The sequence below is a fragment of the Streptomyces bicolor genome, assembly GCF_000719285.1.
Taxonomy (GTDB): domain Bacteria; phylum Actinomycetota; class Actinomycetes; order Streptomycetales; family Streptomycetaceae; genus Streptomyces; species Streptomyces bicolor.
The window spans coordinates 1-12,067 of record NZ_JOFS01000072.1 but is presented as its reverse complement, the minus strand read 5'-3'; the positions used below and the strand labels follow the sequence as shown (position 1 = coordinate 12,067).

General features: G+C 69.5%; 12 protein-coding genes. All 12 read left to right on the top strand.

Translation table 11 applies throughout. The features are described 5' to 3' along the window. Positions 1 to 384: 384 nt before the first annotated feature. Genes IF78_RS48785 through IF78_RS0142235 form a run of 12 tightly spaced genes read left to right on the top strand, consistent with a single transcriptional unit; the run spans position 385 to position 11,760 of the window. Positions 385 to 975 carry a hypothetical protein gene (locus IF78_RS48785; protein ID WP_158751705.1) on the top strand — a complete coding sequence of 197 codons (591 nt, stop codon included), beginning with the start codon at positions 385 to 387 and terminating at the stop codon, positions 973 to 975. Continuing rightward, positions 921 to 1,835, top strand: coding sequence for an ATP/GTP-binding protein (locus IF78_RS0142285; RefSeq protein WP_234440025.1), 915 nt, complete (start codon positions 921 to 923; stop codon positions 1,833 to 1,835). Before IF78_RS48785 ends, IF78_RS0142285 begins: the two co-directional genes overlap by 55 nt. Before the next feature lie 21 nt (positions 1,836 to 1,856). After that, positions 1,857 to 2,558, top strand: coding sequence for an SAF domain-containing protein (locus IF78_RS0142280; protein WP_031488039.1), 702 nt, complete (start codon positions 1,857 to 1,859; stop codon positions 2,556 to 2,558). After that, positions 2,558 to 3,370, top strand: a complete 813-nt coding sequence (locus IF78_RS0142275; protein WP_031488040.1) for a CpaE/TadZ family protein — start codon at positions 2,558 to 2,560, stop codon at positions 3,368 to 3,370. The genes IF78_RS0142280 and IF78_RS0142275 overlap by 1 nt, the downstream gene beginning before the upstream one ends. After that, complete coding sequence (locus tag IF78_RS0142270; protein ID WP_031488041.1) at positions 3,357 to 4,868, top strand: TadA family conjugal transfer-associated ATPase; 1,512 nt, start codon at positions 3,357 to 3,359, stop codon at positions 4,866 to 4,868. Before IF78_RS0142275 ends, IF78_RS0142270 begins: the two co-directional genes overlap by 14 nt. After that, positions 4,865 to 5,821, top strand: a complete 957-nt coding sequence (locus IF78_RS0142265) for a type II secretion system F family protein (RefSeq protein WP_031488042.1) — start codon at positions 4,865 to 4,867, stop codon at positions 5,819 to 5,821. The genes IF78_RS0142270 and IF78_RS0142265 overlap by 4 nt, the downstream gene beginning before the upstream one ends. Next, positions 5,818 to 6,708 (top strand): type II secretion system F family protein, encoded by an 891-nt coding sequence (locus tag IF78_RS0142260; protein ID WP_031488043.1) that lies wholly within the window; start codon positions 5,818 to 5,820, stop codon positions 6,706 to 6,708. Before IF78_RS0142265 ends, IF78_RS0142260 begins: the two co-directional genes overlap by 4 nt. Before the next feature lie 42 nt (positions 6,709 to 6,750). Further along, the gene (locus IF78_RS0142255) at positions 6,751 to 6,966 is read left to right on the top strand and encodes a hypothetical protein (protein WP_031488044.1); all 216 of its coding nucleotides are present in this window, start codon (positions 6,751 to 6,753) and stop codon (positions 6,964 to 6,966) included. Then, positions 6,966 to 7,394 carry a TadE family protein gene (locus tag IF78_RS0142250; RefSeq protein ID WP_031488045.1) on the top strand — a complete coding sequence of 143 codons (429 nt, stop codon included), beginning with the start codon at positions 6,966 to 6,968 and terminating at the stop codon, positions 7,392 to 7,394. The genes IF78_RS0142255 and IF78_RS0142250 overlap by 1 nt, the downstream gene beginning before the upstream one ends. 57 nt (positions 7,395 to 7,451) lie before the next feature. After that, positions 7,452 to 7,853 carry a TadE/TadG family type IV pilus assembly protein gene (locus IF78_RS0142245; RefSeq protein WP_267883001.1) on the top strand — a complete coding sequence of 134 codons (402 nt, stop codon included), beginning with the start codon at positions 7,452 to 7,454 and terminating at the stop codon, positions 7,851 to 7,853. Continuing rightward, the gene (locus IF78_RS0142240) at positions 7,853 to 8,302 is read left to right on the top strand and encodes a pilus assembly protein TadG-related protein (RefSeq protein ID WP_031488047.1); all 450 of its coding nucleotides are present in this window, start codon (positions 7,853 to 7,855) and stop codon (positions 8,300 to 8,302) included. Before IF78_RS0142245 ends, IF78_RS0142240 begins: the two co-directional genes overlap by 1 nt. Beyond that, positions 8,302 to 11,760: an AfsR/SARP family transcriptional regulator gene (locus tag IF78_RS0142235; protein WP_031498828.1), complete on the top strand. Its 3,459-nt coding sequence runs from the start codon at positions 8,302 to 8,304 to the stop codon at positions 11,758 to 11,760. Before IF78_RS0142240 ends, IF78_RS0142235 begins: the two co-directional genes overlap by 1 nt. Positions 11,761 to 12,067: the final 307 nt, after the last annotated feature.

The following is a 12,067-nucleotide window of genomic DNA, read 5'->3' as shown; positions in this document are numbered from 1 at the left end:
AACCTCGTACGCCGCCAGCTCCCCCACCGCCACATCACCCTCGACGGCGACACCATCACCATCTGGCCCCGCCCCCGGGAACACCAGTGAACCACCACACAGCATCCCAGGCCGAGCGGGTACGGAGCCCGTCAGACAGTACGGACCATGTGCATCCCGAACGAGTGAACACACGGCTAGAAATCAGCTTCTGGTTGCGGAAGCGACCGGATAGGCCTCAAGAGGTACGAGTGAACTCAACCAGCGAGCCTGGAAGTTGACCGATATGTGCAATCTTGCGGTCACGCAGACGCATCACCGCAGCTGGACAAGGCCTCGGGCCTGGCCCGCCCTGCATGGCATTTGGACAGCAGCCTGTCGCACCGCGTCGTACGGGGAGGCATCGTGAAACACCGCGCACACCGTATTCCTCATTCCCCTGTTCTCACCAGAGAGCACACGACCGCACTGCTCCTCGCCAGCAGTCTGCTGGCGCTAGCCGGTTGCAGCGACACCGGCACGGGCGCGGCACCGTCCACCCCCAGCCCTACTCAAACGGCTGCCCCGTCGTCCCCCAGTTCCACCGACATCGAGAACCCCGCCGTCATCGCGGCGTACACCAGTTCATGGGCCGCGCAGACCGAGGCCTACAGCAAGGCCTCCTCCGCAGGTACCGACCTGAAGAAGAACACCACCTTCGAGGCCCTCGCTGACATCGAGAGGGACCTGTTGGCCATGCGGAGGGCCGGACAGGTGACCACCGGGAAGCCGGTGATCCATCCGAAGGTCGTCAAGGTCACCGCCGCCAAGATCCCCACGGCCACGGTCGCGGACTGCGTCGACACCACGAACTGGACGCTGATCGACAAGACCTCGCAGAAGAAGGTCCCGCTGCCAACGGAGCGACTCACCAAATACGTCAGCACCGCAACGCTTGAAAAGTGGGGGACGAAGTGGATGGTCACGAAGCTGACCGCTCAAGATCAGTCCTGTTAACCCGGCGGCTCGCCGTCCTCACGAGCGCCCTCGTCCTTGCCAGCGCCGGCACCGCCCACGCAGCCGATGATCCCGACGTCGATGCGGGCGAGTGCCAGGTCGTGAAGTTCTGCGTCGGCGTGGGCGTCGGTGACGAGACCGGCGGCAGCGGCGGCCAGGCGGGCGGCGCACAGGGCGGCAGCGGTGACACCACCGGCCTGAAGTGCGAATACACCAAGATCGAGCCGAAGCCGCCAGCCGAGCACCCTGCGTGGAAGGGCCAAGACCGCGAGAAGTCAGTCATGTACTTCTACACGTGCTGGGACAGCACCAAGCCCGATGGGGAGCAGCTGCAAGAGCTTGACGGCTTCATCGCCGTGCCAGAGGCACAGCCTCCTGCTCCGCAGGTGGACCCCCAGGAGTTGGCCCAGCAGGCGGTCGACTCCATGACGCTGCTCGGCCCGGACATCGCCAGCCCGAAGGCGGCGGGGAAATTCACCGTGGGTGTCCCGATGTGGATGTGGGTCAACCAGAGCGCCACGACCTACGGTCCGAACACCGCGTCGGCCTCGGCGGGCGGGGTGACCGTCACCGCCACCGCGAAGGTGTCAAAGATTGTGTGGCAGATGGGGGACGGCGCCACCGTGACCTGCAACGGCCCGGGCACGCCCTACCAGGCGTCCCAGGGCATGGCCAAGTCGCCGACCTGCGGGCACGTGTACTCCAAGACCTCAGCTGGTGCCCCGGGCGGTAAGTACCAGGTCACGGCGACCTCGACATGGACCATCGACTGGCAGGGCGGCGGAGCAGCCGGCCAGCTCACCGAGATCCGGCAAACCAACGTGCAGGTGGCGATCGGCGAGCTGCAGGTCGTCAGGTAGCCGCCGGAAGGACAGGACCCGTTGAGCAAGACACACGAACGCGCGGCCCCTGTGAACGGCGTGCCGCCGCAGATGCAGGTGGCTGGCCCGGTGACACCTCCTCGGGTGTCGGCGCGCAGGCGCCGACCGGGCGTGATCGCCTTGTCGCTGGCGCTGATCGCTGCTGGTGGCGCGGGGGTTGCGGTCCTCCTGCTGCAGGTCGGCCACCGCACCGAGGTAGTGACCGTGGTCCGAGACGTGCAGGTCGGGCAGGTTCTCACCGAGCAGGATCTGGGCGAGGCCTCGGTCGCGCTGGACCCGGCCGTGAAGGCGGTCGGGGCCGACGACCTGAAGTCGGTGGTGGGCAAGCGGGCCGCGGTCGAGCTCAAGCCCGGCTCGCTTCTTGCTCCGTCGCAAGTGACGAAGGATTCCCTGGTCAAGCCGGGAGAGCAGCTGGTGCCGATCGGCCTGAAGCCGGAGCAGGTGCCGGCCACGGATCTGGTGCCGGGGCAGAAGGTAAAGCTGGTTCATGTCCCGGCTCAGGGCATAGCGGCCTCGGACGCGGAAAGCGATACGCCGCCCGAGACGATCGCAGGTCGGGTGGTCAAGGCATCCAAGGCCGCGCCCGGTACCGGTGTAGTGGTCGTCGACGTGGCCACCACCACAGCCGACGGCCCGACGGCCGCGGCCTGGGTGTCGGCCGGCATGCTGCGGCTGGTCCTGGACGCTCCGGACGGCAGCTGATGAGTGTGATCGCGCTGGCTGGCTGCAGTGGCGCGCCGGGGGTGACCACGACGGCGTTGGCGCTGCTGTTGAACTGGCCGCTGCAGCCGGGTCGGAGGATGGTCCTTGCCGAGTGCGATCCGGACGGTGGTTCCGTGCTCCACGGCCTGCTGCAGGGCACTCTCGGCGATCGGTATGGGCTGCGGAACCTGTCGGTCGCCGTCCGCAAGGGCGAGTTCAGTGACGCGTTCTGGCGGCAGCTGATCGATCTGAGCAGTGAGGAAGGCAAGAAGGAGTCGCCGCGTGACCGGCTGCTGCTGCCCGGGATCACCGATCCCGCGCAGGCGGCGAGCATGGGCCCGGTCTGGAAGATCCTGGCCCAGATGTTCCGCGGTATCGACGCCGAGACCGACCATGACGTGCTGATCGACCTCGGCCGCTCTGGGGCATTCGGGCCCGCTGGTGTGCTGGCCGAGCAGGCCGACACCGTGCTGGTGGTGGTGCGCAATACGCTGCGCTGTCTGCAGGCCGCTCAGGCTCGGGTGAGCGCGCTGGAGGAACGCCTCGGCGGGGTCGGCCTGGTCATGATTGACGAAGGCCCGTATCCGGCCGGGGAAGTGCAGCGCGTGCTGCAGGTCCCGGTAGTGGCGACGCTTCCGTACGCCCCGGCCGATGCCAAAGTGCTCTCCGACGGCGCCGAGCAGCCCCGCCGCTACGCCAAGTCGGCGCTGATGCAGGCGGCCCGCACGGGCACCACCCCGCTCGCACAGCGCGCGGCCCTGCGCCACGCGCGCCTCGCGCCGGGAGGGCAGGTGACCCATGGTGCGCGGTAGGCCTCTGCACTCCGATCCCGCCGTGGCTCCGCCGCCCGGCCCGCCGCACGCCTGGCCACGGCAGGCCGATGGAGCGAGCGTCGGTGCTGCGTCGAGCCCCCAGGTCCTCGCTCCCGGCACGCCCCAGGTCACCGTCGACTACAGGGTCGCCCGGCACATTGCGTCCCAGGTGGCGCGGCAGCGCGAAGAGTTGCTGAAGACCGCACCAGAGGTGGACCGGGCGACCGAGGAGCAGCATTGCCTGAACTGGATCAATGAGGCGGTCGCTCTATGGTCGGATGCCCAGGGCGTCGAGCGTGGTGTGAGTCCCACGCCGGACGAGGATGACGCGCTGCGGCGTGCCGTGTACGACCTGCTGTACCGGGCCGGCCGGTTGCAGCCGTACCTGGACGATGATCGGGTCGAGGACATCATCATCCAGGGTCCGGACGAGGTGTGGCTCGACTACGGCGACGGCCAACGGCGCAGGGTCGGCCCGATCGCGGACTCCGAAGAGGAACTGCTGGAGTTACTGCGGGAGTTGGCCCGCGACTCCGGGCACAGTGAGCGCACGATCTCCACCGCCAGCCCGACGCTCGCGCTGTCACTGAAGGACGGCTCCCGTCTGCAGGCCATCACCGGCCTGGGCCCGAAGACCTATGCGGTCATCCGCCGGCACCGGGTCTCGCTCGCCGACTTGGACGACTTGGTCCGGCTGGGCACCATCGACCCGATCCTGCGGGAGTTCCTCGGCGCGTGTGTGCGCGCCGAGAAGAACATCATGATCGCGGGCAAGCAGAAGGCGGGCAAAACCACCCTGCTGCGGGCGATGCTGCGGGAGTTCGACCCGGAGTGCCGGTTCGCCACCGTCCAGACCGAGGACGAGCTGTTTGCCCACACCAACGGCTACCACCGCCAGGTCGTCTCCCTGATCGGGCGCGAGTCCAACGGCGAGAAGGACGCCACGGGGCGTGGCGCAGGCGAGGTGACGCTCCTGGACCTGATGCACCCGGCCCTGCGGATGTCGCTGGAGCGAATCGTGATCGGCGAGGTCCGCGGCCCCGAAGTCGTCGCCATGATGCAGGCATTGACCAACGGGGCGGGCGGCAACCTGTGCACCATCCACGCCCGGCGCCCGGACATCATCTTCGACCGGATCGCCGAACTGTACGCGCTCGCCCAGGGCAACCTGTCCGAGCAGCTGGCCTACCGGCAGACCGCCAACGGCCTGGATTTCATCGTGTACGTCGACATGACGGACGAGACGCGGATCGGCGGCCGCCGCCACCGCTACGTCTCCCACGTCCTGGAGCTCACCGGGATCGGCGAGTCCGGCCGCCCGGCCACCAACGAAATCTTCTCCCCCGGCCGCGAGTTCGGCGAACTGCGGGCGGTCCCGCGGATGGACCCCGGGTGCGTTGATGATCTGCGGCGGGTCGGCTTCGACTCCGCGCTGCTGCAGCAGCCGTACGGGGCTTGGCCTGCGCCGCTGCCGCTGAAGGTGGGGGTGGGGCGGTGACCTTGTTGTTCGCGCTGTTGTCCGGCATGTCCGTGGTCGGCGGGCTGATTGGTGTCATCGCCGGGCTGGTGGGGACGACCGCGCCCCGCAGGGCACCCCTGCGGCAGCGGTGGCAGGCGTTGCGTGCCGGCCAGGAGCAGGGCGAGGGCGGCCGAATGCGCCGGCGGACGCTGACCAGCGCGGGACTCGTGGTGTTCCTCGCCGTGTGGCTGGTCTCGGGGAACTTCGTGGCCGGCGCGTTACTCGGCGCCGCGGTCATCGGTGTGCCGTGGCTGGTCACGCCGGCGCGGATCGCGCAGGAGCACATCGGCCGGCTGGAGGCCCTGAGCGAGTGGACCCAGCGCCTGGCCGGTCTACTGCGGTTGGGCATGGGCCTGGAGCAGGCGATGATCACCAGCCGCAAAGGGGCGCCGGACGCCCTCGCACCGCAGATCGCGGGCCTGTCCGACCGGCTGCGGTTGGGCTGGCGGCCGGAGGAGGCACTGCGGGCCTTCGCCGCCGAGCTGGATGACGTCACCGCGGACAAGGTGACCGCCGCGTTGATCCTTTCGGTCAATGACCGCGGCCCGGGACTCGCCCAGGCACTGGAGGACCTTGCGGGCACGGTCCGTGACGAGGTCGCCCGCAAGCGGTCCATCGAGGCGGACCGCGCCAAGCCGCGCACGACCGTGCGATGGATGACCTTCATCACCCTCGGCGTGATCGTCGCCGGGTTCTTCGTCCCGTCCTACACCCGCCCCTACGGCACCCTGCTGGGCCAACTAGTGCTCGCATTCCTGACCGCCGGGTTCGTCGGCGTGCTGGTGATGATGCGACAGCTGGGCAACTTCCGCCGCATCCCCCGTTTCCTGATCGCGGATGCCCGCAGCACAGTGCGACTGCCCGCCCCGGCTCCTGCGGCGAAATCGGCTGCTGGAGCGGTCGAGCGTGAGCCGGAAGGAGCCCCGTCATGAACCTGCTTCCCGTGGTCCTCACCGGCGGCACGGTAGGTGCCGGCGTCGCGCTCCTGGTACGCGAACTGCTGCATCCGCAGCCTGCGTTGGCGGCCGCGCTTGCGCGCAGCGCGCCGGGCAGCTTGAGCATGCCGGAGCCGGAGCCGGAGCTCGGCCGTGAGGAGCTGTGGGGCCGGTGGTTGCTGGCCCGTCTCGAGCGTCTGCCCGGCGTGCGGGTCCCGACCAAGAACCTCGCCCTGCTCGGGCAGGGTCCGGGCCAGTTCATGCTGAAGAAGACCGCCCTCGCCGCTCTCGGGCTGCTCTGCCCGGTACTGGTGACCATCCCCTGGATCATCGCGGGCATCTCGCTGCCGTTCTACGTACCCGCCGCGGTGGGCCTCGCTGTTGCCGGTCTGCTGTTCCTCACCCCCGACCTCGCCGTACGCGACCAAGCCAGGCGAGCGCGCGAGGAGTTCGCGCACGCCCTGTCCGCCTACCTGGACCTGGTGGCGTTGAAGCGGGCCGCGGACGCCGGTCCGGCCGAGGCCCTGGAGAAGGCGGCCGCAGTCGGCCGCGGCTGGCCCTTTTTGTATCTGCAGGGCGCCCTGCGCCGGGCCCGGCTGGAGAAGATCCCGCCCTATCAGGCACTGACCGAACTCGCCGACACCTACGACCTGCCCGGACTGGACGACGTCGCCGACATCATGCGCGGCTCGGCCACCGACGGCGCCGCCGTCTACAAGGCGCTGCGCGCCCGCACCGCCGCCCTCAATGCCGAGCTGCTGGCTGATCAGGCCGCAGAGGCGAACTCGGCCAGCGAGAAGATGACCGCTCCCGGAGCTCTCCTGGCTGTGCTGGTGATGCTGCTCATGGCGTTCCCCGCGGTGATCCGCATGCTCACCGTCTAAGACCATCCCTATCTATTTCAACGCTGCTGAGAGGTAACGAACATGAGGCACACCGCAGCCCGCACCCGCCGTGCTGTGCTCCGGCTGACCACGCGATGGCAGGAAAGCCTGGAGGAGGCCACCCGCCGCCCGGACCGCGGCGACATCAGCATCACCACAGTGATCATCTGGGTTGCCGCCGTCACCGGCGCCCTGGTGATCGCCGGAACCATCGCCGCGGTGATCGCCAGGTACAACGGGAACCTGAACGGCATTTGATGATGGACGGCGACCGGCTTCGGGCCTGGTGGCGCGGACGAAGATGGCGCGATGACCGCGGGGACGCCTCCATCCAGATGGCGATCGTCTACCCGTTCATCCTGCTGGCCACGATCGCCGTCATTCAGGTGTCCATGTGGTACTACGCGCGGTCGATCGCGCTGACCGCCGCCCGGGAGGGACTGACCGCGGCCCGCGCCTACCAGGCCTCCCCCGCCGACGGCACGGCCAAGGCCCAGGATGTGCTTGAGCGTTCGGCGGGCGACAGTCTGCTCGGCTACAGCGTCTCCACCGCCGGCAGCACCGCCGAGCGGGTGCGGGTGCAGGTGACGGGCACAGCCCAGTCGATGATCCCGGGCGTGGCCGGTCTGCGGGTCAGCCAGTCGGCATCCGGTCCCGTGGAGCGCTGGACGCTCCCAGGGGGGTGAATTGCGTTGAGCAGCAGGTCTTGTTGGGCGCGCGGGGTGCGCAGCGATGAAGGCAGTGTGGCGATCGAGGCCGCCATTATCGTCCCGCCGCTGATCATGTTCCTTTGCCTGGCGATCGCGGGCGGGCGGCTCGTCATGTCCGGCGCGAAGATCGATGCCGCGGCCGAGGACGCCGCGCGGGAGGCGTCCATCCACCGCACCGTGGCCGCCGCCCAGGACGCTGCCCACGCCGCGGCCACCGAGTCGCTGGACGATCAGGGCATCCGTTGCGCGTCTGCCGACGTCACGGTCAACACGGCCGGGCTGAACGTGGCGGTAGGTCAGGTGGGTACCGTCACCGTGACCGTGAAATGCACGGTCAGCCTGTCGGACCTGCTGCTGCCGGGTGTCCCTGGAGCCCGTACTCTCACGTCGACCGCGACCTCCGTTGTTGATCAGTACCGGCAGCGGGAGGGCTGATGATCTTCCATCAGGTGGGTGGGCGAGCGCGGTTCGACGACCGCGGTGGTGTCACTGTGTTCGTCGCGGTCTGTGTGATTGCGCTGATCGGCATCATCGGCATCGCTGTGGACGGCGGCAGCAAGATGCGTGCGGTGGAACGCGCCGACTTCATCGCCGGTGAGGCCGCCCGGGCAGGCGGGCAGGCCATCGACCCGGCCCAAGCGATCAGCGGCGACGCCGTCGTCGTGGATCCGCAGGACGCGGTAGCCGCCGCCCGCTCCTACCTCAGCTCCGTCGGCGCCACGGGCGCGGTCAGCGTCTCCGCCGATGGCAAGACCCTCACCGTCACCGTCGACAGCTCGTACGACACCAAGTTCTTGTCGGTCGTCGGGATCGGCACGCTCGCGGTGACCGGTCATGGCAAGGCGACCCTCCTGTATGGCGTCACCGCTCCGATAGGAAACTGATGCGCACCACCCACTCCCCCGCCGCAGCGGCCGGCCGCACCCTGGGCCGGGCCCTCACGGCCGTGCTGAGTCTGCTCATCCTGGTCGGCGCAGTCGCCGGGCTTCCGCTGCTGCTGTCCTGGGTCACCCCGGTCATCTGGGCGTCCAGCCACGACGACCTGACACACCTGCTGGACCGCCAGGACACCGGCTCCGTGTTCCTGCTGCTGCTCGTCGCGGTGGGCTGGATCGGGTGGGCACAGTTCACGTTCTGCGCCGTACGCGAGCTAATCGCCCAACTGCGCGGCCGGACCTGGCACGCCCCGCGCGGGCTGGCCAGCTCACAACGCGCCGCCGCGCTGCTGATCGGCAGCATCCTGGTGCTGCTACCCACAAGTTCGGCGCTCGCCTCCGACGCCCAGGCCGCACCGGCCGCCACCGCTGCCCGCCTTCCCGCCCAGGCCCCGCAGACGGAGGAGGGCGAACCGGCCGCGACGTCCGCGGCGAGCACCCCGGCGTCCGGTGCATATACGGTGCGCGAGAGGCGGCCCGCGGAGAGCCTGTGGAGCATCGCCGAGCGCGAGCTGGGCGACGGTGAGCGGTGGCGGCAGATCGCCGCCCTCAACGAGGGCCGCACCATGACCGACGGCCAGGTCTTCAGGGCCAACAGCTTCCTGCAGCCCGGCTGGCAGCTGCAGATGCCCGACGAGACCGCGTCGACCGAGGGCGCGCGAACCCTGCTGGGCGACGAGGCTCCGGCTGCCGCCGAGGAGAGCGCGCACGTGGTCACGGTGGAGGCCGGCGACTACCTGTCGAAGATCGCCGAGGAGGAACTCGGCGACGGCGCCAAGTGGCCCGAGCTGTTCGAAGCCAGCCAGGGCAAGCCGCAGCCGCACGGCCTGCCAGCCATCACCAACCCGGATGTGGTCTACACGGGGCAGCAGGTCACCGTGCCCGGTGGACAGCCCGACCAGCACGATTCGGCGCCAAACAGCGCCGAGCAGGACGACTCCGGCAGCCAGCAGCGCACTCCCCCGGCCGCCGAGGATCCGCACAACGAACACGAGGGGGGACAGCAGCAGGGCAACCCGGCGCCGGGTCAGTCCGCCTCCCCGGCACCAGAGCCGTCGGCCCCCGCTACCGAGTCCAGTCGCACCGCCGGGCAGCACGAGCAGGATCAGGCCTCCCCTTCCGCAACGGCCTCTGCGACGCCCGCTCCCAGCGCAAGCGCCTCGCCCTCCGGCGCGGCCCCGTCGGCGTCGGCCGATCCGTCCGCCTCCTCCGCCAGCACGGCGTCCGAGAGCCCGGCGACGGCTCCGTCCAGCAGCCCGCTGAACTTGCGCACCGTGCTCGGCGCCGGCGCACTGCTGGCAGCCGCCGTCACCGGGGCCCTCGCCCTGCGCAGGACCCTGCAACGCCGCCGCCGCAATCCCGGCGAGAAGATCGCCATCGCGCCGGAGACGTCCACGGCAGAGGCTCAGTTGGCGGCGGCCGCCGAACCCGCCAGTGCCGCCCTCCTTGACCTGGCGCTGCGGACGCTCGCCCACAGGGTGGCTCAGGCAGAAGCCACTGCGCTCCTGCCTCCGCTGCGGGCCGCACGGATAGGAGCCCGCGCGCTGCAGGTGTTGCCCGAGGATCTTTCCCAGGAGCCGCAGGCGCCCTTCGTCTCCGGCCAAGGCGGATGGTGGGTCCTGGCCTCGGATGCGGTCCTCCTGGACGAGGAGGCGGCCCGCGAGGTGCCGGCGCCGTATCCGGGGCTGGTCACGGTCGGTAGCACCGAATCGGGTGCGCTTGTGCTGCTCAACCTCGCGCAGTTGCCTGCGTTGCTGCTGGACGGCAACCCGGTCCACATCTCCGAGGTGTGCACCTCGCTCGCCCTGGAGCTAGGGATGAGCCCGTGGGCCAGTGATGTCGAGGTCGTGACGATCGGGTTCGGTGAGGACTTGCCGCAGCTGCTGCCCACCGCGCGGATCGCCCACATGCGGCAGGCCGCGCACGCGCTGCGCGATCTGTCCGAGCGGCTGCTGGAAGCGCACCAGATGCCCGAGACGCAGCATCAGCCGTATCTGCTGCTGTGCGCGACGAGCCTGGATGCCGACAGCGCCTGGCAGTTCTCCGATGTCATCGACAAGTCCGGCACGGTGCCCGTCACTCTGGTCGCCCCGGCGAGTGCGGCGGCCGCGCACTTCCCCGAGGCGGAAGTCCTCAACGCCTCACTCAGCGAGCTCCAGAACCTGGACTATGCCGGCATCGACATCACAGTGCAGCGCCTGGAGCACACCGCGTACCAGCAGATCACCACAGCCCTCGCGGTGTCCGGGCAACCCCCTGGACCACCGGAAGGAGCATGGCGGGAGGTACCCGGTGAACCTGCGCCGCAAAAGCAGGCCGAACTGGCCGACTTCCCCTGGACAGACGAGCCCGCCTCCGGCATCGAGCCTGCCGGCCCGGAACAGGACACCGACGAGGAGATCCTCGATGACGCGGACACCGGCGCCGGGACGTCTGCGCCGGCGGCCCGCAACGGGATCGGCGAGGGCTTCTTCCCAGCCCTGCTGGCCGCCTCCCCCAGCCCGGCCGGGATGCGCCTGCTGCCCCCCGCACCACACCAGACGCCGGACAACCCGCAGGAAATGCCCCCCGCACGCTCACCACAGGCACCGGCTCCCCAAAGGCCACAATCCACGGCCCCCGAGCCCGATACGCAGCGCGCCAGGAGCCCGGAGACGGAGCCCGACGATAGCCATGCGCCGCAAATCCGGGTTCTGGGACCGGTCGAGGTGGACGGCGTGGCCAGCTCCGGGCACGGCCCGCGCATCGCCCAACTGGCGGCCCTGATGTATTTCCGCCCCGGACGCAACGCCGATGCGCTGTGCACCGACATGGACCCGCTCACCCCCTGGGAAGTCAGCACCCTCAACGCCCGGCTCCGGGGCCTGCGCAGCGCACTGGGCAACGACCCAACCGGCAACGCCTACGTGCCACGCCGCAAAACCGGCGACGACCCCTACCGCCTCTCCCCCGCCATCCGCTGCGACTGGACCCGCTTCCTCCAACTCGCCGAACACGCGCTGCCCCAAGGCCCGACCGGATTACCACACCTGGAAGATGCCCTCGCCCTCGTACGCGGAAAGCCGTTCGGGACAAGGCCACTGCCCTGGGCCGAACCCCTCCAACAAGAAATGACCACCCGCATCGTCGACATCGCGCACACCGTGGCCCGCTACCGCACCCAGGCCGGCCCACAACACGACCTCAACAAAGCACGCCAAGCCATCACCACCGGCCTCGACGCCGACACCAGCGCCGAGCTGCTCTACCGAGACTGGATACGCATCGAACACGCCGCCGGGAACCGGCAGGGGCTGCACACCGCCATCAGCCGAATCCAGCACATCAACCGAACACTGGATACGTCACTGGAGATCGAGACCGAACAACTCATCAACGAACTGACTCACGTTCTGCAGGCGTGCTGATTCCAGAAGCAGGAGGAAGGCAGCACGAGCAACGTCACCATCCGCCAAGTGAGCAGGCGGCCATGCGCCGGACACGCCGGGTGCCGCCTTGAAGGAGGCTTACAACACGTCACGGGCCACAGCATCAGCCGGCCATCCCTTGGCCAGCACACGAGAGGCAACGCCCGGACGCGCTCATGGTCAGTGGGACAGGTTTGGATGACAGCGCCGCGAGCGGCAGGCTTGGACAGGAGAGTGAAACGTGGCCGCGGGGAAGGGCGAGATACCCCAGCTGACCCGGGTGCATCAGGTACTCATCGGCGTGGTC

Excerpts from the sequence above, each read along its gene's own strand:
- IF78_RS0142275 (WP_031488040.1), top strand. The coding sequence starts at position 2,558 with ATGAGTGTGATCGCGCTGGCTGGCTGCAGTGGCGCGCCGGGGGTGACC.
- IF78_RS0142270 (WP_031488041.1), top strand. The coding sequence starts at position 3,357 with ATGGTGCGCGGTAGGCCTCTGCACTCCGATCCCGCCGTGGCTCCGCCG.
- IF78_RS0142260 (WP_031488043.1), top strand. The coding sequence starts at position 5,818 with ATGAACCTGCTTCCCGTGGTCCTCACCGGCGGCACGGTAGGTGCCGGC.
- IF78_RS0142255 (WP_031488044.1), top strand. The coding sequence starts at position 6,751 with ATGAGGCACACCGCAGCCCGCACCCGCCGTGCTGTGCTCCGGCTGACC.
- IF78_RS0142250 (WP_031488045.1), top strand. The coding sequence starts at position 6,966 with ATGATGGACGGCGACCGGCTTCGGGCCTGGTGGCGCGGACGAAGATGG.
- IF78_RS0142240 (WP_031488047.1), top strand. The coding sequence starts at position 7,853 with ATGATCTTCCATCAGGTGGGTGGGCGAGCGCGGTTCGACGACCGCGGT.
- IF78_RS0142235 (WP_031498828.1), top strand. The coding sequence starts at position 8,302 with ATGCGCACCACCCACTCCCCCGCCGCAGCGGCCGGCCGCACCCTGGGC.